At 71.5% G+C, this 26,659-nt stretch carries 25 protein-coding genes; 10 read left to right on the top strand and 15 right to left on the bottom strand.

Features of this window, described 5'->3' with window-relative positions; translation table 11 throughout:
• Positions 1-45: 45 nt before the first annotated feature.
• Entirely contained in the window at positions 46-1,068 is a 1,023-nt protein-coding gene (locus ACFYQ6_RS24805; protein ID WP_361574749.1) for a phosphotransferase family protein, read from the top strand.
• 8 nt (positions 1,069-1,076) lie between these two features.
• Complete coding sequence (locus tag ACFYQ6_RS24800; protein WP_388764975.1) at positions 1,077-2,291, top strand: acyl-CoA dehydrogenase family protein; 1,215 nt, start codon at positions 1,077-1,079, stop codon at positions 2,289-2,291.
• 41 nt (positions 2,292-2,332) lie between these two features.
• Here ACFYQ6_RS24800 and ACFYQ6_RS24795 read toward each other — a convergent pair whose 3' ends face one another.
• Positions 2,333-3,640, bottom strand: a complete 1,308-nt coding sequence (locus ACFYQ6_RS24795; RefSeq protein ID WP_361574755.1) for a M28 family metallopeptidase — start codon at positions 3,638-3,640, stop codon at positions 2,333-2,335.
• A gap of 445 nt (positions 3,641-4,085) precedes the next feature.
• Here ACFYQ6_RS24795 and ACFYQ6_RS24790 point away from each other — a divergent pair, with 445 nt between their 5' ends.
• Positions 4,086-4,697 carry a DUF642 domain-containing protein gene (locus ACFYQ6_RS24790; RefSeq protein ID WP_388764973.1) on the top strand — a complete coding sequence of 204 codons (612 nt, stop codon included), beginning with the start codon at positions 4,086-4,088 and terminating at the stop codon, positions 4,695-4,697.
• A gap of 12 nt (positions 4,698-4,709) precedes the next feature.
• Here ACFYQ6_RS24790 and ACFYQ6_RS24785 read toward each other — a convergent pair whose 3' ends face one another.
• From ACFYQ6_RS24785 to ACFYQ6_RS24775, 3 genes are read right to left on the bottom strand one after another with little or no spacing between them, the layout of a single operon-like run.
• On the bottom strand, positions 4,710-5,303 hold the full coding sequence (locus ACFYQ6_RS24785) for a TetR/AcrR family transcriptional regulator (protein ID WP_388764971.1): 594 nt from the start codon (positions 5,301-5,303) through the stop codon (positions 4,710-4,712).
• A 36-nt stretch (positions 5,304-5,339) separates the two neighbouring features.
• Positions 5,340-7,007, bottom strand: a complete 1,668-nt coding sequence (locus ACFYQ6_RS24780) for an AMP-binding protein (protein ID WP_388764969.1) — start codon at positions 7,005-7,007, stop codon at positions 5,340-5,342.
• On the bottom strand, positions 7,004-7,768 hold the full coding sequence (locus tag ACFYQ6_RS24775; protein WP_361574767.1) for an SDR family oxidoreductase: 765 nt from the start codon (positions 7,766-7,768) through the stop codon (positions 7,004-7,006). The genes ACFYQ6_RS24780 and ACFYQ6_RS24775 overlap by 4 nt, the downstream gene beginning before the upstream one ends.
• A gap of 172 nt (positions 7,769-7,940) precedes the next feature.
• On the opposite strand from ACFYQ6_RS24775, the gene ACFYQ6_RS24770 reads away from it, so the two are divergent.
• The gene (locus ACFYQ6_RS24770; RefSeq protein WP_361574770.1) at positions 7,941-9,209 is read left to right on the top strand and encodes a DUF1343 domain-containing protein; all 1,269 of its coding nucleotides are present in this window, start codon (positions 7,941-7,943) and stop codon (positions 9,207-9,209) included.
• Between the two features lie 109 nt (positions 9,210-9,318).
• On the opposite strand, the gene ACFYQ6_RS24765 is transcribed toward ACFYQ6_RS24770, so the two are convergent.
• Entirely contained in the window at positions 9,319-12,147 is a 2,829-nt protein-coding gene (locus ACFYQ6_RS24765) for a penicillin acylase family protein (protein ID WP_361574773.1), read from the bottom strand.
• Positions 12,148-12,380: 233 nt separating this feature from the next.
• Here ACFYQ6_RS24765 and ACFYQ6_RS24760 point away from each other — a divergent pair, with 233 nt between their 5' ends.
• Positions 12,381-12,992: a hypothetical protein gene (locus ACFYQ6_RS24760; RefSeq protein ID WP_361574776.1), complete on the top strand. Its 612-nt coding sequence runs from the start codon at positions 12,381-12,383 to the stop codon at positions 12,990-12,992.
• Positions 12,993-13,178: 186 nt separating this feature from the next.
• Here the strand turns inward: ACFYQ6_RS24760 and soxR are convergent, their stop codons facing one another.
• Positions 13,179-13,652, bottom strand: coding sequence for a redox-sensitive transcriptional activator SoxR (gene soxR / locus ACFYQ6_RS24755; protein WP_388764966.1), 474 nt, complete (start codon positions 13,650-13,652; stop codon positions 13,179-13,181).
• 160 nt (positions 13,653-13,812) lie between these two features.
• Here soxR and ACFYQ6_RS24750 point away from each other — a divergent pair, with 160 nt between their 5' ends.
• Complete coding sequence (locus ACFYQ6_RS24750) at positions 13,813-14,274, top strand: MaoC family dehydratase (protein WP_361574782.1); 462 nt, start codon at positions 13,813-13,815, stop codon at positions 14,272-14,274.
• 149 nt (positions 14,275-14,423) lie between these two features.
• Here ACFYQ6_RS24750 and ACFYQ6_RS24745 read toward each other — a convergent pair whose 3' ends face one another.
• The 3 genes from ACFYQ6_RS24745 to ACFYQ6_RS24735 form a co-directional block, all read right to left on the bottom strand.
• On the bottom strand, positions 14,424-15,047 hold the full coding sequence (locus ACFYQ6_RS24745; RefSeq protein ID WP_361574785.1) for a TetR/AcrR family transcriptional regulator: 624 nt from the start codon (positions 15,045-15,047) through the stop codon (positions 14,424-14,426).
• Between the two features lie 84 nt (positions 15,048-15,131).
• A complete protein-coding gene (locus ACFYQ6_RS24740) occupies positions 15,132-15,422 on the bottom strand; it encodes a YiaA/YiaB family inner membrane protein (RefSeq protein ID WP_356740230.1) in 291 nt (96 codons plus the stop codon).
• An 82-nt stretch (positions 15,423-15,504) separates the two neighbouring features.
• Positions 15,505-16,656, bottom strand: coding sequence for an acyl-CoA dehydrogenase family protein (locus tag ACFYQ6_RS24735; RefSeq protein ID WP_388764963.1), 1,152 nt, complete (start codon positions 16,654-16,656; stop codon positions 15,505-15,507).
• A gap of 65 nt (positions 16,657-16,721) precedes the next feature.
• Between ACFYQ6_RS24735 and ACFYQ6_RS24730 the strand changes: the two genes are divergently transcribed.
• The 3 genes from ACFYQ6_RS24730 to ACFYQ6_RS24720 are packed head-to-tail and all read left to right on the top strand — an operon-like array spanning position 16,722 to position 19,142.
• Positions 16,722-17,396, top strand: a complete 675-nt coding sequence (locus ACFYQ6_RS24730) for a TetR/AcrR family transcriptional regulator (protein WP_388764961.1) — start codon at positions 16,722-16,724, stop codon at positions 17,394-17,396.
• A 14-nt stretch (positions 17,397-17,410) separates the two neighbouring features.
• A complete protein-coding gene (locus ACFYQ6_RS24725) occupies positions 17,411-18,136 on the top strand; it encodes an ArsR/SmtB family transcription factor (RefSeq protein WP_388764959.1) in 726 nt (241 codons plus the stop codon).
• Between the two features lie 43 nt (positions 18,137-18,179).
• Positions 18,180-19,142: a DMT family transporter gene (locus tag ACFYQ6_RS24720; protein ID WP_388764957.1), complete on the top strand. Its 963-nt coding sequence runs from the start codon at positions 18,180-18,182 to the stop codon at positions 19,140-19,142.
• 100 nt (positions 19,143-19,242) lie between these two features.
• Here ACFYQ6_RS24720 and ACFYQ6_RS24715 read toward each other — a convergent pair whose 3' ends face one another.
• A complete protein-coding gene (locus tag ACFYQ6_RS24715; RefSeq protein WP_361574801.1) occupies positions 19,243-19,431 on the bottom strand; it encodes a DUF397 domain-containing protein in 189 nt (62 codons plus the stop codon).
• Entirely contained in the window at positions 19,428-20,312 is an 885-nt protein-coding gene (locus tag ACFYQ6_RS24710; protein WP_361574804.1) for a helix-turn-helix transcriptional regulator, read from the bottom strand. The genes ACFYQ6_RS24715 and ACFYQ6_RS24710 overlap by 4 nt, the downstream gene beginning before the upstream one ends.
• A gap of 145 nt (positions 20,313-20,457) precedes the next feature.
• On the opposite strand from ACFYQ6_RS24710, the gene ACFYQ6_RS24705 reads away from it, so the two are divergent.
• Positions 20,458-20,970 (top strand): ATP-binding protein, encoded by a 513-nt coding sequence (locus tag ACFYQ6_RS24705; protein ID WP_361574807.1) that lies wholly within the window; start codon positions 20,458-20,460, stop codon positions 20,968-20,970.
• Positions 20,971-21,020: 50 nt separating this feature from the next.
• On the opposite strand, the gene ACFYQ6_RS24700 is transcribed toward ACFYQ6_RS24705, so the two are convergent.
• The 4 genes from ACFYQ6_RS24700 to ACFYQ6_RS24685 form a co-directional block, all read right to left on the bottom strand.
• Positions 21,021-22,100: a Zn-dependent alcohol dehydrogenase gene (locus tag ACFYQ6_RS24700; RefSeq protein ID WP_361574810.1), complete on the bottom strand. Its 1,080-nt coding sequence runs from the start codon at positions 22,098-22,100 to the stop codon at positions 21,021-21,023.
• 74 nt (positions 22,101-22,174) lie between these two features.
• Entirely contained in the window at positions 22,175-23,569 is a 1,395-nt protein-coding gene (locus ACFYQ6_RS24695; RefSeq protein ID WP_388764954.1) for an aldehyde dehydrogenase family protein, read from the bottom strand.
• A 259-nt stretch (positions 23,570-23,828) separates the two neighbouring features.
• Entirely contained in the window at positions 23,829-25,109 is a 1,281-nt protein-coding gene (locus ACFYQ6_RS24690; RefSeq protein WP_388764952.1) for an MFS transporter, read from the bottom strand.
• Complete coding sequence (locus tag ACFYQ6_RS24685) at positions 25,109-26,548, bottom strand: citrate:proton symporter (RefSeq protein ID WP_361574819.1); 1,440 nt, start codon at positions 26,546-26,548, stop codon at positions 25,109-25,111. The genes ACFYQ6_RS24690 and ACFYQ6_RS24685 overlap by 1 nt, the downstream gene beginning before the upstream one ends.
• Positions 26,549-26,659: the final 111 nt, after the last annotated feature.

The raw sequence follows: 26,659 nt of genomic DNA, 5'->3' as shown, positions 1-26,659 counted from the left end.
TCGGCATCATGGTCCCGACGTCCAACCGCCCCGGAGGTGCGCACCATGAGCCCAGTCCATCCGCCAGGTCTCGATCTCGACCTGCTGCGCGGCCATCTCGACCGCGAGCGGCCGGGGCTGGTGAACGGACCGCTGGACGCCCGGGTGATCGAGGGCGGGCGGTCGAACCTCACCTACGTCGTCACCGACGGTGCGGGCCGATGGGTCGTGCGCAGGCCCCCGCTGGGGCACGTGCTGGCCACCGCGCACGACATGAAGCGTGAGCACAGGGTGATCAGCGCGCTGCACCCCACCGCGGTCCCGGTACCGGAGACCCTGCTGCTCTGCGAGGACGACTCGGTCATCGGCTCGCCCTTCTACGTCATGGAGTACGTCGAGGGCACCCCGTACCGCACCGCCCAGCAGCTCGCCCCGCTCGGCGCCGAGCGCACCCGGGGTGTCGTCCTGGGGCTCGTCGACACCCTGGTGGACCTGCACGCCGTCGATCCGGCATCCGTCGGGCTCGGCGACTTCGGGCGTCCGGACGGCTTCCTGGACCGGCAGCTCCGGCGCTGGGGCAAGCAGCTGGACGCCTCGCGCAACCGCGATCTCGCCGGGATCGACGAGCTGCACGCCGCACTCGGCAGGGAGCTCCCCGTCTCCCCCGCGCCCACCGTCGTCCACGGCGACTACCGTCTGGACAACGTCCTCATCGGTCAGGACGACCGGATCAAGGCGGTCCTGGACTGGGAGATGTCCACGCTCGGCGACCCGCTCACCGACCTCGGCCTGCTGGTGATGTACAGCTCCGACCTGGGCCTTCCCGAGTCACCCGTGTCCACCACGAGCGGCGCCCCGGGTCACCCGGACCCCGCCGAGCTGATCGAGCGCTACGCCGCCCGCTCCGGCCGTGACACCTCCGCCATCTCCTGGTACACCGCCTTCGCCTGGTTCAAGCTCGCCGTGATCCTCGAGGGCATCCACTACCGCTACACCCTCGGCCAGACCGTCGGCGCCGGCTTCGACCGCATCGGCGACCTGGTCCCGGTATTCATCGCGCACGGCCTCACCACCCTCCAGGAAGGCTGAACACCCCTATGGACTTCGCATTCGACGCCCGGACCGAAGAGCTGCGCACCAGGCTCCTCACGTTCATGGACGAGCACGTCCACCCGGCCGAGCAGGTCGCCGAGGAACAGCGCGCGCGGCTGGCGTCTCCTTGGGACACCCCGCAGATCATGGAGGACCTCAAGGCGGAGGCCCGCAGGCAGGGACTGTGGAACCTCTTCCTGCCGGACGCGGAGTACGGCGCCGGCCTGACGAACCTCCAGTACGCCCCGCTGGCCGAGATCACCGGCCGCAGCCCGCATCTGGCTCCGACGGCGCTGAACTGCGCGGCCCCGGACACCGGGAACATGGAGGTGCTCTTCCAGTTCGGCTCCGACGAGCAGAAGAAGCAGTGGCTGGAGCCGCTGCTCGCCGGTGAGATCCGCTCGGCCTTCGCGATGACGGAGCCTGAGGTGGCCTCGTCGGACGCGACGAACATCGAGACCCGGATCAGGCGGGACGGCGACGACTACGTCATCGACGGGCGCAAGTGGTACATCTCCGGGGCGATGAACCCGGACTGTGCGATCTTCATCGTGATGGGCAAGACCGACCCTGACAACGACGACATCCGCCGTCAGCAGTCCATGATCCTCGTCCCGCGCGACACCCCGGGCCTCGAAGTCCGGCGTGCGATGCAGGTGTACGGCTACGAGGACCACTCCCACGGCGGTCACGCCGAGGTCGTGTTCACCGACGTACGCGTGCCCGCCGCGAACCTGATCGGCGAGGAGGGCGGCGGCTTCGCCATCGCGCAGGCCCGGCTGGGGCCGGGCCGGATCCACCACTGCATGCGGCTGATCGGCATGGCCGAGCGCGCGATCGAGCTGATGTGCAGGCGTGCCGTGGCCCGTACGGCCTTCGGCAAGCCGCTGGCGCAGCAGGGTGTCGTGCAGAACTGGATCGCGGACGCCCGGGTGACGGTGGAGCAGCTGCGGCTGCTGGTGCTGAAGACGGCGTGGCTGATGGACACGGTGGGCAACCGCGGCGCGCACACGGAGATCCAGTCGATCAAGATCGCCACCCCGCGCGCGGTGGTGGACATCCTCGACAAGGCGGTGCAGTTGTACGGCGCCGGAGGCGTCAGCCAGGACTTCCCGCTGGCCGAGCTCTGGTCCTCGGCGCGGACGCTGCGGCTGGCGGACGGTCCGGACGAGGTGCACCAGAGGTCGCTGGCGCGGCGTGAGATCAAGAAGTACCTCTGACAGCCGTACGGGGAGGCGCCCGCCGGCGCCTCCCCGGCGGTTCAGAAGGTGAGCTGCCAGCTGTCGATGTAGCCGGTGTCCTGGGCGGCGACGTCCCTGACCTGGAGCTTCCAGGTCCCGTTCGCGGTCTCGCTCGACGCGTCGACGGTGTACGTCGTGATCACGTTGTCGGCCGAGTCGCTGCTGCTGGAGTTCTTCAGCCGGTAGGCGGTCCCGTCGGGTGCGAGCAGGTCGACGACGAGGTCACCGCGGTAGGTGTGCTTGATGTCGACCCCGACCTTGAGTGCGGACGGAGCGTTGCCCGTACGGCCGGTGACCGCGACCGAGGAGGTCACGGCGGCGGCGTTGTCGGGCACGTTGACGTTGGCGGCGTTGCTGAAGACGGTCCCGGTCGGCGGGGTGACCGTGCCCGCGGAGAGGGTCCACACCGCGTGGGCCACCGCGTCGCTGTTGCGGTCCAGGGCGGTGTCGTTGATGTTCGCCGTCGTGTCGCACGAGGAGTGGTAGCAGCGGTCGAAGGCCTGGCCGGCCGTTCCGCCCCACTTCTGGGCCTGGGCACTGGACTTGGTGTTGCTGGCCCCGGTGAACAGGCCGCCCACGGGCACGCCCGCGCTCTTGAACGGCGCGTGGTCGGAGCGGCCGTCGCCCTCGGTCTCGATCTCGGTGGGTACCGAGAGCCCGGCGAAGTAGTCCTTGAAGGTCTGCTCGATGACCGGGTCGTCGTCGTAGACGAAGTAGCCGGCGTTGGGCGAGCCGATCATGTCGAAGTTGAGGTAGCCGGAGAGCTTGGAACGCTCGGTGGTGGCCAGGTTGTTGACGTAGTACTTCGAGCCGACGAGCCCCAGCTCCTCGGCGCCCCACCAGGCGAAGCGCAGGTGCTTGTCCGGTGCGAGCCCGGCGCGGGAGACGGCGAGGGCGGTCTCCAGCACGGCTGCCGATCCGGAGCCGTTGTCGTTGATGCCCGCGCCGGAGGACACCGAGTCGAGGTGGGAGCCGGCCATGAGGACCTGGTTCGGGTCACCTCCCGGCCAGTCGGCGATCAGGTTGTAGCCCGTGGCGCCGCCGGAGGTGAACTGCTGGAGCGTCGTGGTGTATCCGGCGGCGTCGAGCTTGGCCTTCACGTAGTCGACGGACGCCTTGTAACCGGCCCTGCCGTGGGCACGGTTGCCGCCGTTGGCGGTGGCGATCGACTGGAGTTGGGTGAGGTGCGCCTTGACGTTGGCGAGGGAAATGTCGGGGGCCGCGGCGGCGGCCGCCGGAGCGGCCTGGACGGCGGGTGCCGCGGTCGCCAGCAGCGCCGCGACGGCGAGTGCGGCGGCGGAGAAGGATCTGAGGCGGACAGGTCTCATCGATGGCTCCGGATTCCGTTCGGGGACTGACGGAACGTGCGGGGGGTCTCAGGGCCGTGCACGGCCCTGGGCCTGGAGCGGTGGGGCTGGATGTGCGCCCCCGATGCTCGGGCAGATGACCGCGTACCGTCAAGGTGGAATCCGGACAGGCGTGTTCGCTCACCGGACGGAAGTGCGGCCCTGCGCGGGGGCAGGGGTCCGAGCGGTGCCGCCCCTCCTCAGGCACGAAGACGGCTCCCTCGACAGGGCCCGCTCTTCGCGTGTGCCGGAGCACTCGGCGCCCGGCCGCGCGCCGGGGGCGTGCTTTCGCGGTGTTCTGCCTGCTCAGCACGCCTCACGCGCCGTGGCCCGGCCTCTTGGCGGGGCATGCCGGGGGCCGCACACTCCGATTGGGCTTCCGGCCGGGAGCCCCGCCCCTGGCGTCGCGTGAACCGAAAGGCCCTCCATGCGCCCGCTCCAGCTGTCCGCCGCCGTGTTCGCCGCGGCCCTCCTGCTGACCGCCGCCTCCACCACGACCGCCTCGGCCCAGACACGGACCGTCCCGGCGGACGTCGCCGACGGAGGCTTCGAGGTGCCCGTCGTCCCCGCTCCGGCCCCCTTCACCACGGTCCCCGGCGGACAGACCGCGGGCCCCTGGGCGGTGGGCGGCGACAGCGTCGACGTGACGTCCGACCGGCTCTGGGACGCGGCCGAGGGCAGCCAGTCTCTGGACCTCAACGGCACGACGTCCGGCAGCGTCTCGCAGGTGATACCGACGCTCCCGCTGACCTCGTACGTCGTCAGCTTCGAGCTGGCCGGCAACCCGGCGTGGGCCCCGGCCCTCAAGACGGGTGAACTCAGAGTCGACGGGACGCTCGTGAAGACCTTCAGCTTCGACGTCACCGGCCGTCAGTTCCGCGACATGGGCTACACCCGGCAGACCGCCGTGTTCACCAACCTGCTGAAGGGCTCCGTCACCCTGACGTTCACAAGCACCAGTCCCGGGCCCGGCGGCCCGGTCGTCGACGACGTGAAGGTCCGCAGTTGCCTGCTGGTCCTCTGCCCGCCCGCCCACTGAGCCGGCTCGCGGTCAGGGGCGCAAGGCCCTCAGCAGCAGGTCGGCCAGGTGGTCGGCGACCTCCTGCTGGGTGAGGGGGCCGTCCGGGCTGTACCACGTGGACAGGTGGTGGACCGAGCCGAAGTGGTAGTCGACGACCAGGTCCGCCGGGGTCGCGGAGGAGAACACGCCGAGGCGCTGGCCCTCCTCGATCAGGGCACGGAAGCGCTCGTGGTAGCGGCGGCGCTCGATCCGCACCTGCTTGTTCTTCTCCGGGCTCAGGTGGTGCATGGAGCGGAAGAAGATCGAGGCGTCGTCGAGGTTCTCGATGGTCGTGACGACCACGTCCGCCGCCGCGTCGCGCAGCCGCTGCTCGATCGGCGCCTCGGCGTCCGCGAAGGCGTCGAGCCGCTCCTGCTGGAGCCGCAGTACCCGGGCGTAGACCTCCTGGAGGAGATCCTCCTTGGAGCCGAAGTAGTGGTAGAGCGCCCCCTTGGTGACGCCCGCCGCCTCGACGATCTCCTGGACCGAGGTGCGGTCGTAGCCGCGCTCGGCGAACAGGCGGGTGGCGGCGGCCAGCAGCCTCTGGGGGACGGGGGTACCGTCCCCGTCCGTCGCCTTGGCCATTGCCGCCACCTGCCCTCTCGTACCGCGTGAACTGTTCTAACGGGGGGAACGCAGTTCCCGCCTGAGGATCTTCCCACTCGCCGTCTTGGGGAGCTCGGTCAGGATCTCCACCTCGCGCGGGTACTTGTACGCGGCCAGCCGCTCCTTGCAGTAGGCGCTGAGCTCGCCGGGCTCCGCGCCGGCGCCCGGACGCAGGCTGACGTAGGCCCTGACCGTCTCTCCGCGGTAGGCGTCGGGCACACCGACGACGGCGGCCTCCCGGACCGCCGGGTGGGTGTAGAGGACGTCCTCGACCTCCCGGGGCCACACCTTGAAACCGGAGGCGTTGATCATGTCCTTCTTGCGGTCGACGACGTAGAGCCAGCCCGCCGTGTCCATGAAGCCGATGTCACCGGTGCGCAGCTCCCCGTCCGGGAAGGCCGCCTCGGTCGCCTCGGGCAGGTTCCAGTAGCCGGAGACGACCTGAGGACCGCGTACGGCGATCTCGCCCTGCTCGCCGAAGGGGACGTCGTCGCCCTTCTCGTCGATGATCCGGACCAGGGTGTCGGGACCGGGGACACCGACGGAGAGCGTCCCCGACGCGGGGTCGACGGGCGCTTCGCGCTCCGGCGGTACGGAGGCACAGGGCGCGGTGCACTCGGTCAGCCCGTAGCCGTTGCGGATGTACGGGCCGAAGCCGTCGCGGAACTTCTCGACCAGCGAGGGCGGCAGCGGTGCGCCGCCGGACGAGATCACCTGGAAGGAGGCGAAGTGCTCCCGGGTGGCGGCCGGGTGCGCGGCGAGTGCCATGAAGGCGGTCGAGGGGCCCACCGTGTACGCGGGGCGGTGCTCGGCGAAGGCCTCCAGGACGACGCTCGCCTCGAAGCGGTAGGCGAGGACGAGGGTGCCCGCGTTGGCGACGCAGGCGGCGAGCTGGCACACCATGCCGGTGATGTGGAAGAGGGGGGCCAGCGCGAAGTAGGCGGAGCCCTCGCCGATGGGGTGGCCGGTGCGCTGGCGCTCGGCGTTGACCATGATGTTGCCCTGGGAGTTCATGGCGCCCTTGGGGGTGCCGCTCGTTCCCGAGGTGTAGCTGATCAGGGCGGTGTCCGACGCGGTGAGCTCCCGGTCCGACGGGGCGGGCAGGCCACGGCGCGCTACGGTCACCAGGTCGTGGGCCCACGCTTCGGGGCCGGGTGCGGGGAGCCGTTCGAAACCGAGCACACGGGGGTCGTCGGCCGACTGGAGGTCGAGCTCGCAGGCGGTGACGGCGATCGTCACGCTCGGGGCGGCCTCGGCGGTGGCCCGCAGATAGGACTCCCACGCCCGGTCCGAACAGATCAGCGCGGTCACCCCCGCGTCCGTCAGCACGTGCCCGACCTCGCCGGACTTGTACATCGGGTTGAGCGGGACGACGGTCGCGCCCGCCTTCCAGGCGCCGAGCAGGGCGAGCACGAACTGGGGGGTGTTCTGCAGCATGATGGCGACCCGGTCGCCGCGCCGCAGCCCTTCGGCGGCGAGGTGCCCCGCCACGGAGTCGGACAGTTCGTCGGTCTCGCGGTAGCTGAGGCGGCCGTCGAAGTAGGCGAGGGCGGTGTGCTCCGGGGCCCGCGCCACGGCCGCGCGGAAGGCGTGGACCATGGTCTCGGCGGGGTGCACGGGAGCGAGCTGGGCCTCGCTGAGCAGGGCGGTCCAGGGCTTCGCGGCGTAGATCGAGTCGGTCATGCGCCGGCTCCCTCCCACTTCTGCTGCAGGTGGTTCATGTTGCCGATCCACTGGTCGGGATCCTTGGCACGGGCCCGGTAGTAGCCCGCCACCTCGGGGTGGGGCAGGACCAGGAAGCGGTCCTGCTCCATGGCCTCGAACAGGGCGTCGGCTACGGCCTCCGGTTCGATGGCGGTGGGGGCGAGCACGAGGTCGCCCGCGGATCCGGCCGCCGTGAGCATGTCCGTACGCACGCCCTGGGGGCAGATCGTGTGGACCTTGATCCCGCGGTGCCGGTAGGTGAGCGAGAGCCACTCCGCGAAGGCGACGGCGCCGTGCTTGGTGACGCTGTACGGGGCCGCGCCGATCATCGTCAGCAGGCCCGCCGCCGACGCGGTCGAGACGAACCGGCCGCTGCCGCGCTCCAGCCACTCGGGCAGCAGCGCCCGGGCCGCCCGGACGTGTGCCATCACGTTGACGTCCCAGGCGGCGGCCCAGACGTCCTCCTCGGCGAAGGCGTCTCCGCCCGACGCGAGACCGGCGTTGGCGCAGTAGACGTCGATGGTGCCGTCGAGCGCGTCGCGTGCCGCTTCCACGATCGTCGAGGCGTCCCCCGCGACGGCGGTGGCGCCGATCTCCTCGGCGAGCGCCTCGATCCGGCCGCCGTCGAGGTCGTTGACGACGACCCGCGCGCCCTCGTCGGCGAACCTGCGGGCGAGAGCGGCTCCGATGCCGCCCCCGGCTCCCGTCACCACTACGCCAGCGCCGTGCACCGTACTCATCGGTCCCGCCTCTCTCCGCCGTCTCCCCCGGCAGACTAACCAGTCGGTATGTGATCGGGGAAGAGGTTCGGGGCAGGACTGGGAATCTGCCCAGTCGTGGCCGTTCCGTGCGGCCCGCACCCGCGCTAGCGTGCGTGACCATGACAGTCGGCGCGATCATGGAGGTAGCGGAATGACCCTGTCCAGACGTGGTGTGCTGTCCGTCGGCGGTGCGCTGGGCGCCCTCGCGGCGACCACAGCGGGCCCCGGGACGGCCCTGGCCGCCGGGCGGGGCACCGGGGCCTCGCACACCCGGGTCCGCACCGGTTTCGAACGGCTGGCCGCCGACGGCTACCGCCTGCTCGCCGGGCAGAAGGTCGGCGTCGTCACCAACCCCACCGGCATCACCCGGGACGTGGGGCACATCGTCGATGTGATGCACCCCGACGACCGGGTGGACCTGACCGCCGTGTTCGGTCCGGAGCACGGCTTCCGCGGGACGGCGCAGGCGGGCGGCTCGGAGGGCCGCTACGACGACCCGGCGACCGGGCTGCCGGTCTACGACACGTATCTGAAGAGCGGCCGGCCGCTCGCCGACGTCTTCACCGCCTCGGGCGTGGACACGGTGGTCTTCGACATCCAGGACGCGGGCGCGCGCTTCTACACGTACATCTGGACGCTGTACGACTGCATGGAGGCGGCGGCGCTCGCGGGCAAGCGGTTCGTCGTCCTGGACCGGCCGAACCCGGTGACCGGGCGGGCGGCGCTGGGGCCCGTGCTCGACCCGGCGTTCGGTACGTTCGTGGGGCGCAGGGAGATCGCCCAGGCGCACGGCATGACGGTGGCGGAGCTCGCCCTGCTCTTCGCCGCGGAGTTCCTGGCGGACAAGCCGGTCGAGCTGGACGTCGTGAAGATGTCCGGCTGGCGGCGGTCGGACTTCTTCGACGAGACGGGCCTGCCGTGGGTGCCGCCGAGCCCGAACATGCCGACACCGGAGACGGCGCTCGTCTACTCGGGCACCTGCCTGTTCGAGGGCACCAACCTCTCGGAGGGGCGCGGGACGACGCGTCCCTTCGAACTGCTCGGCGCGGAAGGCGTCGACCACCGGTGGGCGGCTGCCGCGAACGCGCTGGAGCTGCCCGGAGTCGCCTTCCGCGAGGCGTACTTCGCACCGACGTTCTCCAAGTTCCAGGGGAAGACGGTGGGCGGGGTGCAACTGCACGTCCAGGACCGGGAGGTGTTCGACCCGGTACGCACGGGCATCGCGCTGCTGGTCACCGCGAAGCGGACGTGGAGCGGGTTCGCGTGGCGGTCGGACAACTGGATCGACAAGCTCACGGGCAACACACGGGTCCGCACGATGATCGACGCGGGCGCCGGCACCGACGAGGTGGTGGGGGCCTGGTCGGCGGATCTGGCCGCGTTCCGCGCGACACGCAAGGAGTACCTCCTCTACCGGTGAGCACCGGCCGGTTCCGGGGGCGGCTGTCGCCCCCGGAACCGGCCCGGCCCGCCGGCCCGGCCCGCACCGGGCCCGGCCGGCGGTCGCCGGACTCTCGCGGCCCGCGGGGTCAGCGGTGCGAGGGGAACTCCACGACCTGCTGGTACGTCGGCCGGTTCTGCCAGTGGATCGTCTTCTGCGAGATCCCGCCCAGCGGGCGGTGCACGATGGCGTCGCTGCACCACTGGGCGCCCGCGTCACAGCTGTCGTCGCCCGGGTAGACGGTGGCAGCGGGGACGGCCGCCGCGGCCTTGAGGGTGCTCAGCAGCGCGGAACGACAGGCGCTCAGGTCGCCGTTGCCGCAGTAGGTCTTCGCGAGCGGCCCCTTGACCGTCTGCCCGAGCACCTGGCGCAGGTCCTTGTCGGCGAAGCCCCACCAGCCGTACTGGAAGGCGGACCCGCTGTGCGCCCCGCTCGGGCCGTGGCTGGCGGCCGGGGACTCGTCCGTGGCCAGGTTCGCGGTCAGCGCGGAGTACAGCCCGTCGCCGAGCCCGGGCCGGAACTCTGCCTCGATCAGTTTCGGCCACCACGCGTCCATGACGCGTACCGCGTCGGCGTGGGTGTACGCGTGCGACCCCGGTGCCGTCTCCTTGCGCTGGGCGCCGGCGGCTCGCCAGGAGTCGAGCTTCTGGATCACCGCGTCGAGTTCCGGATCGGTGACCGGCTGGGAGCGCAGCACCTTGAGCAGTTCGGGCAGCAGTTGCTCGCCGCGCAGATCGGTGAGCGCCGCCTCGGCCATGGCCCGGGTCAGGGAGGCACGGGTGACGCCGCCGTCCGCGACGAGTGCGGAGACCCGGTCGTCGAGCAGGTCGCCCCGGTGCACCGACCCGAAGCCGAACGCGGCGGTGGAGTAGTCCTCGGCCTGCCGGTTGTTCCAGGAGATGTAGTAGTCCTGGCCGCTGGAGTGCGGGTGTTCGGCGAACGGGGTGTAGTCGGTGGTGTTGGCCGCCGGGTCGTAACCCCGCCATTCGTACGCCTTCTCGGCCTTGACCGGCAGCGCGGCGTCCACCCCTGCGGCGCGCACCGGGTTCATCCCGCTGTTGTAGTAGGCCGTGGTGCGCGAGTCGGCGTAGAACCAGTTGAAGGCGTAGTCGATGTGGCTCGCCGCCTGCTGGAAGGAGGCCGCGTCCGTCACGTACGCCGGGTCGTTGAGCAGCTGGAAGCCGATGATGGAGTCGGCCTCGTGCCGGTAGGTGGTGCGCAGCGCGGTGTAGGCGACGGGCTTGCCGTCGACGGTCGCGCGGTGCGTGACGATGCCGTAGCCGGTCCTCCAGACCTGCATCCGGTAGGAGCCCGCGGCAGTGGAGTCGGCGACGGTGGGCTTCCAGGAGTTGGTGCGCTCCAGCTTCTCCATCGCGGTGCAGGCGCCCCGGAAGCGGTAGTGCGTGGAGTTCTTGGAGGGCGCGGAGCCGTCGGGTTCGCAGAGTTCGACGGCGTACGTGTCGGTGATGTCCTGTGCGGCCGAGGTGGCGCTCCAGGCGTAGTCCTGCCCGCGGCCCATCTGGATGTACATGCCGACTCCCGCGAAGGAGACGCCACGGGCGCTGATGCCGGGGCCCTGGAGCTCCTGGAGCATCATCAGCTGCGGGGCGAAGTAGCCGGTCTGGGGGCCCATGACGGCGACGGGGTTTCCGCTCGCGGTGTGCTTGCCCGACACCAGGAGCGCGTTGGACATGCCCCGCTTGTTCGCGCCGTCGCCGGACCCGGGCAGCGAGCCCTCCGGGATGACGCCGTCGTCGTACATGCCCTGGAGGGGGGCGAGGGCGGCCGGCGCCTTCACCGGGGCCTTCGCGTTCGTGCCGGCCGAGCCGGTGCGGTCGTGTATCAGGGGTTCGGGGGTGACGGAGCCCGCGTCGGGGAGAGCGGTGCCACGCGCCACGTCGGGCTTCTCGGCGTACGGGAAGGACGTGCCGTCGTGGACCGTGAGGACGGCCTCCGGGTCGTTGCGCTGGCGGAAGGACTCCCAGACGCGGGTGCCCTCCTGGACGCCGTACTTCTGCTGGGCGGCGAGCAGGGAGAGCGCGGCCTGGACCTCGCCGCCGCCTCCCCCGCCGAACTGCCCGCCGACGACGGAGGCGATCGAGATCAGATCGGTCAGCTTGAACGGCTGGATCTCGCCCACGTTGGTGATGGAGTCGATCTTTCCGGTGAGGACGTACTCGCCCGGGAAGTAGCGGCCGTTCTTCGACTTCACCCGGTAGGCGTTGATGCCGTCGACGTAGGCCTGGGCGTCGGCCATGGCCTGTTCGCCGCGCGCGCCTTCGGTGGCCCTGATCCGCTCGACCTGGGCTTCGAGATCCGCTTCCGTGTACGGGGCCTGTGGCCAGAACTGCTGCTCCAGGCCCTGGTTGGCCAGCGCTCCCCCGGCGAACGAGGTCAGTTCGCCGCGTCCGATGTGCCGGAAGAGGTCCATCAGCCACAGCCGGTCCTGCCCGGCGGCGAACCCCGCACCGAACTCGGTGCCGTAGCGGGTGGTGCCCTTGATGTGGGGGACGCCGCTCTTCTTGTCCCGGGTGATCGTGACGTCCTCGCGCGGTTTCGTCACGGACTCCACCTGGTCCGCGGCGACACCGAACGAGGCGTCGTTGAAGAAGTCGGTGAGCTTCTGGTCGGTGAGACTCGTGTGCCCCGCGACCAGGCCGTTGTAGCGGTCGAGTTGGTCGTCGCTGTGCGGGGGGTGGGTGCCGAACGCCTTGTTGCCGAGGATCTGGACGAGAGTGGCGTTGCCGTTCTCGCCGGGCGGCAGGATGTCCGCGCACCGGCCTTCGCAGTGATCGGTGACGGCGAGAGCTTCGGGCTCCGCCGCTCCGGCGCTGGGGACCGTGGCGAGAAGGGACGTACCGAGAGCGAGAACCGCCGCGGCTGCGGCGGTTCTGAGCGTGCGGGTGCGTGGGGGCATGCGTGCTCCTCCGGGTGGCCGATGCGCCGGAGGTTACTGGCGGTACGCCCCGCCGGTAAGATGAACATCAGTCACTTTTTCCGAATCGCCACATGCCGGTACACGGCCTCACGCAAGGCCTCACAGGGTCTGTCTCGTTCCGTGGACGCATTTCACCTTTCGATGGCACCGAATCGGGCAGTCGTACGTCCATCCCTTGACGCCGAAAAACGAGCGACGGAGGTGGCAGTGCCATGGCCGGTTTCCGGAGTCTTGCGAGACAGGTCCGCGATCCGCGGGGCGATCTGGCCTTGCGGCGGTACTCGCTGCGCAAGTGCCTGGAACGATTCGCCCCCTACGGGCACCGGGCGACCTGGGACCATCTGTGCGCCCGGCACGGGATGGAACCCGAGGACCGGGCCCCCGACCCGGCGCGCCTGATCCGCGCGCTGGAGGAACTGGAAGCGGCGCGGGCCGTCTGGCTCGCGTACGAGACGGGCTTCGCCGAGCGGCGGCGCCGCGAGAAGCACGACGGGCTGCGCCGGCCCGGCTCCTTCGACGACTGGCACCGGCGGACCTGGGGCGGCAACGGCATCGCGCACTGCGAGGATCCGGACGTCCACCCCAGCGCTCCCCTGGCCGAGGTCCTGGGGCGGCTGATCGCGGCCCTCGGGGCCAAGCCCGGGGCCGTCTGCCCGGTCTGCACGGGAGCCGGGATCATCTGGCGCCAGGACCTGGACCGCGAACCCTGGTCGGGCCCTGTCTGCACGGGGTGCGGCATCGTGGTCCCGCGCCCGGTCCTGACGGCGGGGGCCCTGGCGAAGGCGAGGGGGGCGCGGACGCGGGATCTGGCATCGGCCGCCTGAACGCGCGGACACCATCGGCGCGTCCGGCGCAGGCGGCTCGGCCTGGCACGCACCGCGGGACGGCGGGACGAGCACGCGGCTCGTCGCGCACCACGGGGTGGCGGGACGAGCACGCGGCTCGGCCGGGTACCCCGCACACGGGGTGGTCGGACAGCCCGGGGCCGATGCCGGAGCGCGCGCACGCGCTCAGGGGCGTTCCGCCGCGCCCCGCTCGGGCATCAGACGCGAGCCGGTCAGCCGGTCGCCGAACACGTCGTCGGGGTTGGACAGCACGCAGGTCTCCAGCGAGAGGCACCCGCAGCCGATGCAGTCGCTGAGGTGGTCCCGCAGGCGCCCCAGCTGCTTGATGCGCTCGTCCAGTTCCGAACGCCACGCCTGCGAGAGCCGGGCCCAGTCCTCGTGGTTCGGGGTGCGCTCCTCCGGCAGCTCGGCCAGCGCCTTCCGGATCGTGGCGAGCGGGATGCCCACGCGCTGCGCGGCCCGTACGAACGCCACCCGGCGCAGCGCGTCCCTGGTGTAGCGGCGCTGGTTGCCGCTCGTACGCGTGCTGCTGATCAGGCCCTTGGACTCGTAGAAGTGCAGGGCCGACACCGCGGCCCCACTGCGGGCGGAGAGCTGACCGACGGTGAGTTCTTGGTATGTCTGCGGAATCTGTGGCACTCATCCCACCCTAGTGGCCGCACTCCGCCCCCCCGCCGCCCTCCAGGAAAACCCGGCCGGTCCGTCGTTGACAGGGACGCGAGTCCCAACCATGCTGAGCAAGCGCTTAGACATCGCCCGGGACAGGGCGGACGACAGCCGGAAGGCAGGGACCAGAACCATGGCAGAGCCGAAGATCTTCACGTCCGCGCAGGAGCTGCGGGACGGAGTGGGCGAGGAGCTCGGTCACAGCGACTGGCTGGAGATCGAGCAGAAGAGGATCGACCAGTTCGCCGAGGCCACGGGCGACCACCAGTGGATCCACGTGGACCCGGAGCGCGCCGCCGCCGGTCCGTTCGGCACGACGATCGCGCACGGGTATCTGACGCTGTCGCTGCTGCCGGTGCTCGTACCGCAGGTCCTGCGGGTCGAGGGCGCGAAGATGGGCATCAACTACGGGACGAACAAGGTCCGTTTCCCCTCGACCGTCCCGGTGGGCTCGCGGCTGCGCGCCACGGCCGTGCTGAAGAGCGTCGAGGAGGCGGGCGGCGGTGTGCAGGTGACCGCGCTCGTCACGGTCGAGCGCGAGGGCGGCGACAAGCCGGCCTGCGTCGCGGAGTCGGTGTCGCGCTACTACTTCTGAGCGGCGGCGACCACTCCCGGGGCGCCCGCGGCGCCCGGAGTGTGCCAGGCGCGCGGGGCGCCCGGAGTGTGCCGGGCGCCCGTGGTGTGCCGGGCGCCGTGACGTGCCGGGCGCCGTGACGTGCCGGGCGCCGGGCGCCCGGCGTCACGTCACTTCTGGGCACCCACCATGCGCAGGACGAGGTCGGCGTACAGGGTGCCGACCTCCTCGGGCGTCCGACTGCCCTGCGCGTTGAACCAGCGCGCCACGTCGATGCAGAGGGACAGGACGGCGAGCGTGGTGCCGGGGACGTCCGGGACGTCGAACTCCCCCGCCCGGACACCGTCCCCGATGATCCGGCGCACCGCGGCGTCGCTCCGCCTGCGCAGGGCGACGATCTCGACGCGGTGCTCGTCGCTGAGGGCCTCCAGCTCGTACTGCACCACCCGGGCCGTGGTGTGCCGCTCCGCGTGCCAGCTGACGAAGGAACGGACCGCGTCGGCGAGCCGCTCGGCCGCCGTGCCGTCGCTGTCCGCCGCCGTCTCCAGGAGGCGCAGGGCCCGGTCGTGACCGATCCTGCTGATCCTGTGCAGCAGCTCTTCCTTGGTCTTGTAGTGGATGTAGAGCGCGGCCGGGCTCATCCCGGCCCGGCCGGCGATGTCCCGGGTGGTGGTCGCGTGGTAGCCACGCTCGGCGAAGGCCTCGACGGCCGCGACGAGCAGCCGCCTCGCCGCCTCGGGCGTGACCTCGCTCCACGGCGTGTTGTCGCCGTCGGTCTCCTCCGCCGTGTCCATCGCCACGTGCCCCTTTCCGCTGGCAGGACGAACACCATACCCCGAACCTGAGCAAGCGCTTAGAGCGCTCGTGGGGTGAGATCGTCAGAGCTTCTGGAAGGGGTCGTGCTCGGCGAGGATCTTCTCCAGTCTGGCCTGGTCGACACGGCTGACGATCTGGCCCGCCTCCTGGCGGTCCCGGATGACCTTGGCGAGGGTGAAGCACGAGGTGACGAGATAGAGGACGCCGATGGCCAGGAAGGCCCGCACCCAGGCGTCGGCGTCGAGGAAGAAGATACCGAGGGCCACCGCGCCCATCGCCACCCCGAAGGAGAGGACTGCCTGTCCGTAGAAGGCGGCGGTGCTCTGCTGCTTGACCGATGTCGAATCACTCATGCCGCACAGCATCCGGCGCGGTGGCGTACGCCGGTATCCGCCGGCGTACTCACCCGGTACTCAGTCCGGGTGCCTCAGGGGCTCAGAAGGCGGAGACTCCCGTCAGCGCCCGGCCGATGATCAGCTTCTGGATCTGGCTGGTGCCCTCGTACAGGGTCATCACCCGGGCGTCCCTGACCAGCTTGCCGACGGGGTACTCGTCGATGTAGCCGTAGCCGCCGAACACCTGGAGGGCGTTGTTCGCCGCCCGGACCGCGGCCTCGGAGGCGAACAGCTTCGCCGTGGAGGCGGCGGTGGCGAAGTCCTGGCCGCGGTCGATCAGGTCGGCGACGCGCCAGGTCAGCATCCGGGCGGCGTCCACGTCCACGGAGATGTCGCTGATGAGTTCCTGGACGAGCTGGTAGCTCGCGATGGACTTGCCGAACTGCTCGCGCTCGCCCGCGTAACGCACGGCGGCGTCCAAAGCGGCCTGGGCGATGCCGACGCAGCCCGCCGCGACCGACATCCGGCCCTTGGCCAGGGCGGACATGGCGATGGAGAATCCCTTGCCCTCGGGACCCAGGAGGGTGGAGGCGGGCACCCGGACGTCCTCCAGCACCAGCTCAGCGGTGGCCTGGCCCCGCAGCCCGAGCTTCCCGTGGACCGTGCGCCGGGTCAGTCCGGGGGCGTCGGCCGGCACCAGAAAGGCGGAGACGCCCCGGTGTCCCGGGGTGTCGTTGGTCCGGGCGAACAGCAGGACGACATCGGCCCAGGTGCCGTTGGTGATGAACATCTTGGAACCGTTGATGACGTAGTCGTCACCGTCCCGCACGGCCTTGGTGCTCAGGTTGCCCGCGTCGGAGCCGGTGCCGGGCTCGGTGAGGCCGAAGCAGCCGACGGCCTCGCCCGCGGTGAGCTTCGGCAGCCACTGCCGCTTCTGCTCCTCGTCGCCCCAGGAGGCGATCGTCTTGGCGACCAGGCCGAGGGAGACGGACACGATGCCGCGCACCGAGGAGTCACCCCGGCCGAGCTCCTCGGTCACGAGGCAGTAGGCGAGGTGGTCGCCGCCGGAGCCGCCGTACTCCTCCGGGATCGTCAGCCCGAGGAAGCCGAGGGCACCCAGCTTCTTCACGATCGACTTGTCGACACTCTCGGCCCGGTCCCACTCGACGACGTGCGGGGTGATCTCCCGCGCGACGAAGTCCTCGGCGAGCTGCCGGACGGCATCCTGCTCCTCGCTCAGCTCCAGGTTCATCCTGCGACACCCCACTTTTAATTAGCACTGCTAGTTTTTCGTTTGCAGGCCCTACTATGTGCCGCATGGCCCGACCGCGCAAGCCCCTCCTCAGCAGAGACCGCATCGTCGAGGCGGCGAGCGCGCTCGTGGACGCCGAGGGACTGGACGCGGTGTCGACCCGCCGCCTCGCCGCGGAGCTGGGGGTCAGCGGGCCTTCGCTCTACAACCACTTCCGGAACAAGGACGAGATCCTCGACGCCGTCGCCGACGCCGTGTCCGCACAGGTCGACCTGTCGATGTTCGACGAGTCCGACCCCCGGGACTGGCCCGCGGCCCTGCACGACTGGGCCGTCTCCTACCGCGCCGCGCTCGCCGCGCACCCGCACATCGTCCCGGTGCTCGCCCAGGGTCCCGGCCGCCGCCCCGCCGGTCTGCGGGTGGCCGACGCGGTCTTCGGTGCGATGGTCGAGGCGGGCTGGCCGCCCGCACAGGCGACCTACATCGGCGCCCTGATGCGCTACTTCGTCACCGGCTCCGCGCTGGGCTCCTTCGCCCGCGGCTTCGTCGACGACGAGACGGCGTACGACCCCGCCGACTATCCGCACCTCGGCCAGGCGCACCTGCTGGCCGACCGTCGCCAGCAGGTCGACGAGGGCGCGTTCGAGACCGGTCTGCGGGCCCTGCTGGACGGACTCGCGCTCCAGTACGACGAGACGGTCGCCTCCCGCACGGTTCGGCCCGCGCCGAACGGTGCCTGACGCATCCTGGACGTATGGCCCGTACGAGACCGAACGATCCGGCAGCCCCCAGGCTCGCCGCGCTGGCCGCTCTGCTGGCCGACGAGACCCGCGCCTCCTTCTGCCTCGCCCTGCTCGACGGGCGGGCCTGGACGGCGGGCGAGCTGGCCCGGGGTGCGGGCGTGGCGCCGTCCACGGCGAGTGAGCATCTGGGGAAGCTGATCGGGGGCGGCCTGCTCACCGAGGAACGTCAGGGCCGCCACCGCTACGTGCGTCTGGCCGACGGACGGACCGCCCAGCTGATCGAGGAACTGGCCGCCCACGCCGCCCCGGGCGCGGAGAAACCCCCGCGCACCCTGCGCGAGGCGAGCCTCCAGCACGCGCTGGCCCGGGGACGCACCTGTTACGACCACCTCGCCGGCCGGCTCGGCATCCGGATCACCGACGCGATGACCGAACGCGGACTGCTGCGCCAGGACACCGGCTTCGCGCTCACCGAGGAGGGCCTGGCGTGGTTCGAGGACCTCGGGGTCCGCCTCGACACGGCGTCACGGCGTCCCCTTGCTCGCGGCTGCCTGGACTGGACGGAACGGCGCCCGCACCTGGCGGGAGTCTCGGGCGCCGCCCTGTGCCAGCACGTGCTGGACGCGGGCTGGTGCGAACGGGTGGGGACGGGGAGGGCGGTGCGCGCCACCCCTGACGGGCTGCGGGCGCTCTCGCGGCATCTGGGCATGGAGCCCGCCTCGCTCGGGGACGGCTGACAATTCGGTGGGCACCGAAGGCTCCCCCACTTACCGTCGCTCCATGACGACGACACCGAAGGCGCTCCCCGACGCGCCCGCCTCCGCGCGACACGACTGGCGGGCACCGGCCGCGGCCTGCACCACGGTCATTCTCTGGGCCTCCGCCTTCGTCTCCATCCGCAGCGCGGGCGAGGCGTACTCACCGGGCGCGCTGGCGCTGGGACGGCTGCTCGCGGGCTCGCTGACGCTCGGGGTGATCCTGCTCGTACGCCGCGAAGGACTCCCGGCCCGCGCCGCATGGCCGGGAATCGTGACCTCGGGGGTGCTCTGGTTCGGGCTGTACATGGTGGCGCTCAACTGGGGCGAGCAGCAGGTGGACGCGGGTACGGCCGCCATGGTCGTGAACATCGGCCCGATCCTGATCGCCCTGCTGAGCGCCGGGCTCCTCGGCGAGGGGCTGCCCCGCCGGCTCCTGGTGGGCATGGCCGTCTCGTTCGGGGGCGCGGCGGTGGTCGGGCTCTCGATGTCCGGGCACGGGAGTTCCTCCGTGCTGGGCGTCGTGCTGTGCGTGGTGGCCGCGGTGGCGTACGCGGGCGGCGTGGTCAGCCAGAAGCCGGCGCTGCGGCACGGATCGGCCCTGCAGATCACCACGTTCGGCTGCCTGATCGGTACGGTCGCCTGCCTGCCGTTCACCGGGGTGCTGGTCTCCGAGGCTGCCGACGCCCCCGTCTCCGCCACCCTGAACATGGTCTATCTCGGCGTGTTCCCGACAGCGCTGGCCTTCACCACCTGGGCCTACGCCCTGGCCAGGACCACTGCGGGCCGTATGGGCGCGACGACGTACGCGGTGCCCGCCCTGGTGGTGCTGATGTCATGGCTGCTGCTCGACGAGGTCCCGGCACTGCTCACGGTCGCGGGCGGGCTGCTCTGCCTGGCCGGGGTCGCGGTCTCCCGGGGCCGCGCACGGGCGGCACGGACGCCTGTCTCGGCCTCCTCGCCGCAGTCCGGCGGCCCCGAGAGCTGAGCCCGCCCCTCCGCGCGGCCCGGCTCCGTTCCCGAGGACGCGAAAGCCCTGCCGTCCCACACGGACAGGCAGGGCTTCGCGCGTACAACCACCGGCTGTACTACGCCTCCGAGGCGAGCCCGACGAACCCGGCCCACGCCTCCCGCGACACCTGGAGAACCGGCCCGGCCACGGACTTGGAGTCACGCACGAACACAGCCCCCGCGCCCGCCGCGACCTCGATGCACTGGCCGCCCTCGGTTCCGCTGTAGCTGCTCTTGAACCAGGCGAGGGATTCGGTGTTGTTCATAGCTCTCCCAGCAACTTCTCGATGAACTTCAGCGACTCTCGCGGGGTGAGAGCCTGTGATCGGATGATCCCATAGCGTGCGGCGGCGAGACCCGTCTGTTCCGGGTCGGTCGACAGGGTGCTCGTATTCTCCGCCTCGACGTAGAGGAACTTTTTCCCGTCCCTGCGAGTGACGACGGTGAACGGCCCGTTCAGTCCTGCATTGTCCTCGGATTCCGTCGGCATCATCTGGAGTTCGACGTTGCGCCGTTCACCGAGGAGCAGGAGATGCTCCAGCTGACCCCGTATCACCTGACGACCGCCGTACCGGTGGCGCAGCACCGACTCGTCCATCACGAAACTCAGCAGCGGCGCGGGACGGCGGTCGAGGACGTCCTGACGGGCCAATCGCGCCGCCACGCGCTGTTCGATCGTCTCCTGATCCAGAGGCGGACGACGCATGGCGAGTAGCCCCCGCATGTACTCCTCGGTCTGGAGCAGGCCGTTGACCACCATCGTGTCGTAGGCGAGGAGTTCCATCGCCTGCTTCTCCAGCTGCGCCATCCCCTGGAAGAAAGCCGGATACTGCGCCCTCTCCAACTGCTCCTTCCACACCGTCAGCAGCCCGTCCGCACCCAGCTCCTCGTCCGTCCGGTCGATCGCCCGTGGCGGCGGGATTCTCCGGCCCTGCTCGAAGGAGGCGATGGTCGACGCGGAGTAGCCGAGGCGCTTGCCCAGTTCCTCCCGCTCCATCCCCGCCCGCACTCGCAGGGTCTTCATGCTCTGCCCGAAGGCGACCACCACGCCCTGGCTCGACTTGTCCGCAGCGCGTGCGCCGCTCTCGTCGTCCCCGCTCGCACCGGCCCGGGCCCCGGCCTCGGGCCTCGTCTGTTCCGCCGTCATCGCGCCCCGTCTCCCCGGACCTGCGCCCCCGTCGGGCGCGGTCACGCCGTGCTCCACGTACCGGCGCCCGCGCCGCGCGTACAGGCGGACCGCGTCGGTGCGTCACCACTGGTCACGCTACGCCACCGGGAGGACCGTGGTGGTCATGACGAGCAACATCGACAGCCCCGGCCGCACCACCCAACTGCCGGGCCTCTCCTCGCACGTGGCCGCCCACGTCTTCGCCATGCGGTTCACGTCCACTCCCCGTGGCGCCCGGCTCGCCCGCCGGCTGGTGGCCGTACGGCTCGACGCGTGGGGCGTGCCGTACGGGACCGGCCCGCACGAGGCGGTCGTACTGGTCGCGGCCGAGCTGACGGCGAACGCGGTGCGGCACGGGCACGTGCCCGGACGGGACTTCCACCTGCTGCTGCGCGTCACTGCGGAGCCCCGGCCGGTGGCCCGGGTCGAGGTGAGCGACACCCGGAGCGGCCGGGTGCCGCCCCCGCCCGGGCGACTCGCCGTCCCCTCACCCGAGTCGGGGCCGGCGGACGGGGGCCGGGGGCTGCTGCTCGTGGCGGGGATCGCCGACCGCTGGGGCTGGTATCCGAGGGACCGGGCACCCGGGAAGACGGTCTGGGCCGAGTGCGAGCTGCCCTCCGCGTCCCCCTCCTCCTGACGAGTGCGAGCCCGGCAGGAGGAGGTGCACGAAGGAGCACCGGGCAGGGGTTAGAACACGACCAGCGCGCGTCCGCCCTTGCCGGCGATCATGTTGTCGAACGCCGCCGGGATGCCGTCCAGCGAGATCCGCTCCGTCACCAGCATGGAGAGGTCGAACCGCCCGGCGCGGATGTGCTCGGCGAGCACCGGCAGGTCGCGGGCCGGGTCGCTGTTGCCGTAGACACAGCCGGTGAGGGAGCGGCCCCAGTGGAAGATCTCCAGGGCGTTGAAGGTCACCTGCTGGTCCTTGCCGCCGATGCCGACGACCGTCGTACGGCCACCCCGGCGGGTGGACTCCCAGGCTCCCCGGATCGTGGCGGGGCGGCCGACGCACTCCACGGCGACGTCCGCGCCCTGGCCTCCGGTGAGCTTGCGGATGGCGCGCGGGGTGGTGTCGGAGGCGACGACGTAGTCGGTGGCGCCGGCCTTGTGGGCGAGCTCCTCCTTCTCCGGTGACACGTCCACGGCGATGATCTTCGACGCTCCTGCGATGCGTGCGGCCTGGAGGACCGCGAGGCCGACCCCGCCGATCCCGAAGACGACGACGCTCTCGCCCTCGCGCACGCGGGCGGAGTGGTGGACGGCCCCGTACCCGGTCAGGACCGCGCAGCCGAGCAGGGCCGCGTCGTCGAGCGGGATGCCGGCCGGGGCGGGCAGCACGCAGTTGGCGGCGACGACCGTCTCCTGGGCGAACGCCGCGACGTTCAGGCCGGGATGGAGCTCGGTGCCGTCGGCCGTGCGGGCGTGGATGTTGGCAGCGCCCTTGAGCGCGTCGGCGCAGAGCCAGACCTCGCCGATCCCGCAGTGGAAGCACGCCCCGCAGGACGGCGCCCAGTTGAGGACGATCGGGTCACCCACGGAGACATGGGTGACGCCCTCGCCGACGGCCAGCACCGTGCCCGCGCCCTCGTGGCCGAGGACTGCGGGCACCGGCAGGCGCATGGTGCCGTTGGACAGGGACAGGTCGGAGTGACAGACGCCGGCGGCGGCGAGGCTGATGCTCACCTGGCCGGGGCCGGGCTCCGGGAGTTCGATGTCGGTGATCTCCAGGGGAGCTCCGACGGCGGGCAGTACGGCGGCGCGGACCACGAACAGACTCCTCGGTGGATCGGTGGGATCGGCCGGACCGGTGGGATCGGCCGGACCGGTGGGACCGGCGGGGATCAGAACTGGAGGGACTTGGTCTGGAGGTACTCGGAGAGGCCGTGCGGGCCGAGCTCGCGGCCCACCCCGGACTGCTTGTAGCCGCCGAAGGGGGCCAGCGGGTTGAAGCGGCCACCGTTGATGTCCACCTGGCCGGTGTCCATGCGGCGGGCGAAGGCCACGGCCTGCTCCTCGTCCGCACCCCAGACGGCTCCGGCGAGCCCGTAGACGGTGCCGTTGGCGATCCGCAGGGCGTCGTCCGTGTCCTCGTAACGGAGGATCGAGAGCACCGGGCCGAAGATCTCCTCCTGGGCGATGGTCATGTCCGGGGTCACGTCGGCGAAGACGGTGGGGCTGACGTAGTAGCCCTGCTCCTTCGGCGCCTCCGGGCCTCCCGCGACGAGGCGGGCGCCCTCCTCGATGCCCTTCTCGATGTAACCCCGCACCCGGGCCTGCTGCTTGGCGTTGACGAGGGGGCCCACCCGCTCCCCGGGCACGTACTTGGCGACGGCCGTGGCGGCGAGGCTCACGGCCTCCTCGTACCGCTCGGCGTCGACCAGCATCCGGGTCCAGGCGCTGCACGTCTGGCCGGAGTTGGACATCACGTTGGCGACACCGACGTTGACGGCCTTGGCGAGGTCCGCGCCCGGGAGGATCACGTTGGCGGACTTGCCGCCGAGCTCCAGGGCGACGCGCTTGACGGCCGCCCCCGCCGTGGCACCGATCTGCTTGCCGACGGCCGTGGATCCGGTGAAGGAGACCAGGTCGACGTCCTCGTGCTCGGCGAGGGCCTGCCCGGCGACCGCGCCGATCCCGGTGACCAGGTTGAAGACGCCTGCGGGCAGGCCCGCCTCCTGGGTCGCCTCGGCGAAGAGCTGCGCGGTGAGCGGGGTGTCCTCTGCGGGCTTCAGGACGACGGTGCAGCCGGCGGCCAGCGCGGGGGCCACCTTGGCGACGATCTGGTGGAGCGGGTAGTTCCAGGGCGTGATCGCGCCGACGACGCCGACGGGCTCCAGCAGGACGGTGGAGTTGCCCAGCTTCTCCTCGAAGGAGTACGAGGCGGCCAGTTCGGCGTACGAACCGGCGACCAGCACCGGTACGCCCGCGTGCACCATCTGGGACAGCGGCAGCGGTGAGCCGAGTTCGGCGGTGACCGTCTCCGCGATCTCGTCCTTGCGGGCGGCGAGCACGTCACGCAGGGCTCCGAGCCTGGCGGCCCGTTCGGCGGGCGGGGTGGCCGCCCAGCCGGGGAACGCGGCGCGTGCGGCGCGTACCGCGGCGTCGACGTCCTCGGCGGTGCCCGCGGGGACGTGCCCGACGACCTGCTCGTCCGCCGGGTTCACGACCGCGATCGTGTCCTGGCCCGAGGCGGGCCGCCATTCCCCGCCGATGTACATCCCGTCATGCGCCTTCATGCTGTTCCTCCCGGGCTCGCTGTGCCTGCCGCCGAAGCCGTGCCGTACGGACGAATGCCGTCCCCGGCCCAAACTAGCGCTGTTAGTTTTTGGGCGCCAGGGAACGGCCGGAGACACAGGTCACGCACGGGCCACGGCAACCGTCCCACGCCGGGCGGGCCCGTGTCCGGGGCGCGGCGGGTGAGGATTCAGGAGCCGTGGGTCAGGATGCAGGAGCCAGGGGGCCGGAATTCAGGAGCCGGGGGTCAGGAGCCGGGGGTCAGGAGGCGTCCCGTTCGGCGCGGTGCCGTTCGGCGCGGGGGGCCTCGGCACGGGGGGCCTCGGCGCGGGGGGCGGGCGGCTCGGTGGCCGGTGCCGCCGCCACAGGCCCGCCGCCCCGCAGGCCGAGTCCCGCCGCCCCGGCCAGCAGCGCACCCAGCATCACGAAGGGGGCGGCGGTGCCCGCGACTCCGGCGATCAGACCGGCGGAGGCAGGCGCGGCGACCTGGCCGAGCCGGTTGCCGGTGAGCCTGAGCGCCAGCGCGGTGGAGCGGGCCGCCGCGGGCGCGGCCTGGACAACGGTGGTCATCGAGAGCGGCTGGCCGACCCCCAGGCAGAAGCCCAGCACGGCCAGCATCGCGGCGAGTCCCCACACGGGGACGGGCAGCGCGATCGCCGCACACAGGAGGCCGCCGAGCAGACAGGTCGTGGACAGCAGGGCGGCCCTGCCCACCCTGCGCAGCATCGGCGTCATGACCAGCCGGCAGGCGATGGTCGCGGCGGCCCGCAGGCTGAGCAGCAGCCCGACGGTGGCGGGGGCGATGCCGCGGTGCTCGCCGACGACCGGGAGGTAGGCGGTGAGGATGTCGGTGGCGCTGAGCACGGCGAGGCTGATGAAGATTCCGGCCGGTACGCCCCGGGTCCGCAGGATGGCGCCCACCGGCACCTTCTGGGCCTCCTTCCGCGCGGCCACGGCGGTGCGCCGGTGTTCGATGCGCCAGAGCGAGCTGAAGGAGACGGCGGCGACGACTGCCGAGACGAGCAGGGCCAGGGCGCTCGTGCGGGCCATGGCGCCGTCCTGCTCGGAGATGACGAAACCCGCGGCGATCGGTCCGACGAGCTGGCCGAGGGAGGCTCCGATGGTGAAGTGGCCGAAGTTGCGGTCCTGGTCGGCGGGGGCCGACTGCCGGGCGACGAGCGACTGGGCGCCGATCACGAAGCAGAGGTGACCGAGGCCGATCACCCCGCTCCACGCGGCCAGCGCGGCAAGGGAGCCCGAGGCGCCGCTGAGCGCGCAGCCACCGCCGATGAGGAGCACGCCGACCGGCAGCAGGGGCGCGCAGCGGCCGTGGTCGGTGCGCCGGCCCAGCGGTACGGCGGCGAAGAGCGGCAGCAGCGCGTAGACACCGGCGATGACGCCGATCGCCCGCTCGTCGGCGCCCAGCGAGAGGGCCCGGTAGGAGACGGCGGGCCGCGCCATCGACACGGCCCCCTGCGCGAAGGCGAAGGCGATGACGAGGCGCAGCAGCCAGCCCCTGCCGGGCCCGGGTTCCGGAGGCATCAGATGATCCCGAAGAGGATGCCCGCGCCGAGCACCACCAGCGAGGTGAGCACGGCCCACTTGACGGTGAAGCGGGTGTGGTCGCCGAACTCGACCTTGGCCATGCCGACCAGGACGTAGACGGCGGGCACGAGCGGGGACGACATGTGCAGCGGCTGGCCCGCGATGGAGGCGCGGGCGATCTCCAGCGGGGAGACGCCGTGGGCGGCGCCGGCCTCGGCAAGCACGGGCAGGACTCCGAAGTAGAAGCCGTCGTTGGACATGAAGTACGTGAGGGGAAGGCTCAGCAGACCGGTGACGACGGCCATGTGCGGGCCCATTCCGTCAGGGATGGCGCCGACGAGCCAGTCCGCCATGTGTTCGACCATACCGGTGCCGGTGAGCACGCCGGTGAAGACGGCGGCGGCGAAGACCATGCCGGAGACGTTCAGCACGTTGTCGGCGTGGGCCGCGATCCTGGCCCGCTGGTCGGGCATGTGGGGGAAGTTGACGGTGAGGGCGAGGGCCGCGCCGATCAGGAACAGCACCGGGATCGGCATCAGTTCGAGGATCATCGCTGCCAGCAGGGCGACGGTGAGACCGGCGTTGAACCAGTAGAGCCTGGGGCGCAGGGTGGGCCGGTCGGGGTCGAGCCCCTTGAACTCCTCGTCAGCGGCGCCGCCTTCGGGGCCGCCCGCACCCTCCGCGTCTCCGGTACCGCCGGTGCCGGTGGCGCCGCCGCCCGCACCGGTGGCCTTCGGGGCCTTCGTGAGGCGGTCGGGGCCGCCGCCCGCACCGACGAGGACGGTCTCCGGCTCGGTGACGAGCACCTCGTCGAGCGTGAGGGTGCCCAGGCGCCTGCGCTCGCGGCGGCCCAGGACACAGGCGAGCAGGATGACGGCGAGCAGGCCGACGGCGAGGGCCGGGATCATCGGGACGAAGATGTCGGCCGCGTCCACCTTGAGCGCGGTGGCCGCGCGGGCGGTGGGGCCGCCCCAGGGCAGGGTGTTCATGACCCCGTTCGCGGTGGCGGCGACACCGGTCATCACGACCAGGCTCATCTTCAGCCGCTTGTAGAGCGGATACATCGCCGAGACGGTGATCATGAAGGTGGTGGAACCGTCGCCGTCCAGCGAGACGATCGCCGCGAGCAGCGCCGTACCGATGACGATGCGCATCGGGTCGGCCTTGCAGAAGCGCAGGATGCCCCGGACGATCGGGTCGAACAGGCCGACGTCGATCATCACGCCGAAGTAGACGATGGCGAACATGAGCATCGCGGCGGTCGGCGCCAGGTTGCCGACCCCTTCGATGACGTAGTCACCGAGCTTCGCGCCCTGCCCGACGGCCACGCAGAACAGGGCGGGGATCAGCACCAGCGCCGCGATCGGCGACATCTTCTTCGTCATGATCAGGACCAGGAAGGTCGCGATCATGGCAAAGCCGAGGATTGTCAACATATGGGATACCTAACGTTCACCTTGAACTCTGACCGGAGTCGCGGTCCGGATGACGTTAGGTGTCGCGAAGCGGCGTTAACAAGATGTTGACGTGTGAGCAATACGAGCAAA

It is taken from the genome of Streptomyces sp. NPDC005494, from assembly GCF_042872025.1.
Taxonomy (GTDB): Bacteria; Actinomycetota; Actinomycetes; order Streptomycetales; family Streptomycetaceae; genus Streptomyces.
The sequence above is the reverse complement of the archived record's forward strand: the minus strand, read 5'-3'. Positions and strand labels throughout refer to the sequence as shown.

Excerpts from the sequence above, each read along its gene's own strand:
- ACFYQ6_RS24705 (WP_361574807.1), top strand. The coding sequence starts at position 20,458 with ATGACGAGCAACATCGACAGCCCCGGCCGCACCACCCAACTGCCGGGC.
- ACFYQ6_RS24735 (WP_388764963.1), bottom strand. The coding sequence starts at position 16,656 with ATGAACCTGGAGCTGAGCGAGGAGCAGGATGCCGTCCGGCAGCTCGCC.
- ACFYQ6_RS24685 (WP_361574819.1), bottom strand. The coding sequence starts at position 26,548 with ATGTTGACAATCCTCGGCTTTGCCATGATCGCGACCTTCCTGGTCCTG.
- ACFYQ6_RS24780 (WP_388764969.1), bottom strand. The coding sequence starts at position 7,007 with ATGACCGACTCGATCTACGCCGCGAAGCCCTGGACCGCCCTGCTCAGC.
- ACFYQ6_RS24725 (WP_388764959.1), top strand. The coding sequence starts at position 17,411 with ATGGCCCGTACGAGACCGAACGATCCGGCAGCCCCCAGGCTCGCCGCG.
- ACFYQ6_RS24795 (WP_361574755.1), bottom strand. The coding sequence starts at position 3,640 with ATGAGACCTGTCCGCCTCAGATCCTTCTCCGCCGCCGCACTCGCCGTC.
- ACFYQ6_RS24790 (WP_388764973.1), top strand. The coding sequence starts at position 4,086 with ATGCGCCCGCTCCAGCTGTCCGCCGCCGTGTTCGCCGCGGCCCTCCTG.
- ACFYQ6_RS24710 (WP_361574804.1), bottom strand. The coding sequence starts at position 20,312 with ATGACGGCGGAACAGACGAGGCCCGAGGCCGGGGCCCGGGCCGGTGCG.
- ACFYQ6_RS24785 (WP_388764971.1), bottom strand. The coding sequence starts at position 5,303 with ATGGCCAAGGCGACGGACGGGGACGGTACCCCCGTCCCCCAGAGGCTG.
- ACFYQ6_RS24730 (WP_388764961.1), top strand. The coding sequence starts at position 16,722 with ATGGCCCGACCGCGCAAGCCCCTCCTCAGCAGAGACCGCATCGTCGAG.
- ACFYQ6_RS24775 (WP_361574767.1), bottom strand. The coding sequence starts at position 7,768 with ATGAGTACGGTGCACGGCGCTGGCGTAGTGGTGACGGGAGCCGGGGGC.
- ACFYQ6_RS24745 (WP_361574785.1), bottom strand. The coding sequence starts at position 15,047 with ATGGACACGGCGGAGGAGACCGACGGCGACAACACGCCGTGGAGCGAG.
- ACFYQ6_RS24740 (WP_356740230.1), bottom strand. The coding sequence starts at position 15,422 with ATGAGTGATTCGACATCGGTCAAGCAGCAGAGCACCGCCGCCTTCTAC.
- ACFYQ6_RS24760 (WP_361574776.1), top strand. The coding sequence starts at position 12,381 with ATGGCCGGTTTCCGGAGTCTTGCGAGACAGGTCCGCGATCCGCGGGGC.
- ACFYQ6_RS24765 (WP_361574773.1), bottom strand. The coding sequence starts at position 12,147 with ATGCCCCCACGCACCCGCACGCTCAGAACCGCCGCAGCCGCGGCGGTT.
- ACFYQ6_RS24715 (WP_361574801.1), bottom strand. The coding sequence starts at position 19,431 with ATGAACAACACCGAATCCCTCGCCTGGTTCAAGAGCAGCTACAGCGGA.
- ACFYQ6_RS24805 (WP_361574749.1), top strand. The coding sequence starts at position 46 with ATGAGCCCAGTCCATCCGCCAGGTCTCGATCTCGACCTGCTGCGCGGC.
- ACFYQ6_RS24690 (WP_388764952.1), bottom strand. The coding sequence starts at position 25,109 with ATGCCTCCGGAACCCGGGCCCGGCAGGGGCTGGCTGCTGCGCCTCGTC.
- ACFYQ6_RS24800 (WP_388764975.1), top strand. The coding sequence starts at position 1,077 with ATGGACTTCGCATTCGACGCCCGGACCGAAGAGCTGCGCACCAGGCTC.
- ACFYQ6_RS24695 (WP_388764954.1), bottom strand. The coding sequence starts at position 23,569 with ATGAAGGCGCATGACGGGATGTACATCGGCGGGGAATGGCGGCCCGCC.
- ACFYQ6_RS24720 (WP_388764957.1), top strand. The coding sequence starts at position 18,180 with ATGACGACGACACCGAAGGCGCTCCCCGACGCGCCCGCCTCCGCGCGA.
- ACFYQ6_RS24750 (WP_361574782.1), top strand. The coding sequence starts at position 13,813 with ATGGCAGAGCCGAAGATCTTCACGTCCGCGCAGGAGCTGCGGGACGGA.
- ACFYQ6_RS24770 (WP_361574770.1), top strand. The coding sequence starts at position 7,941 with ATGACCCTGTCCAGACGTGGTGTGCTGTCCGTCGGCGGTGCGCTGGGC.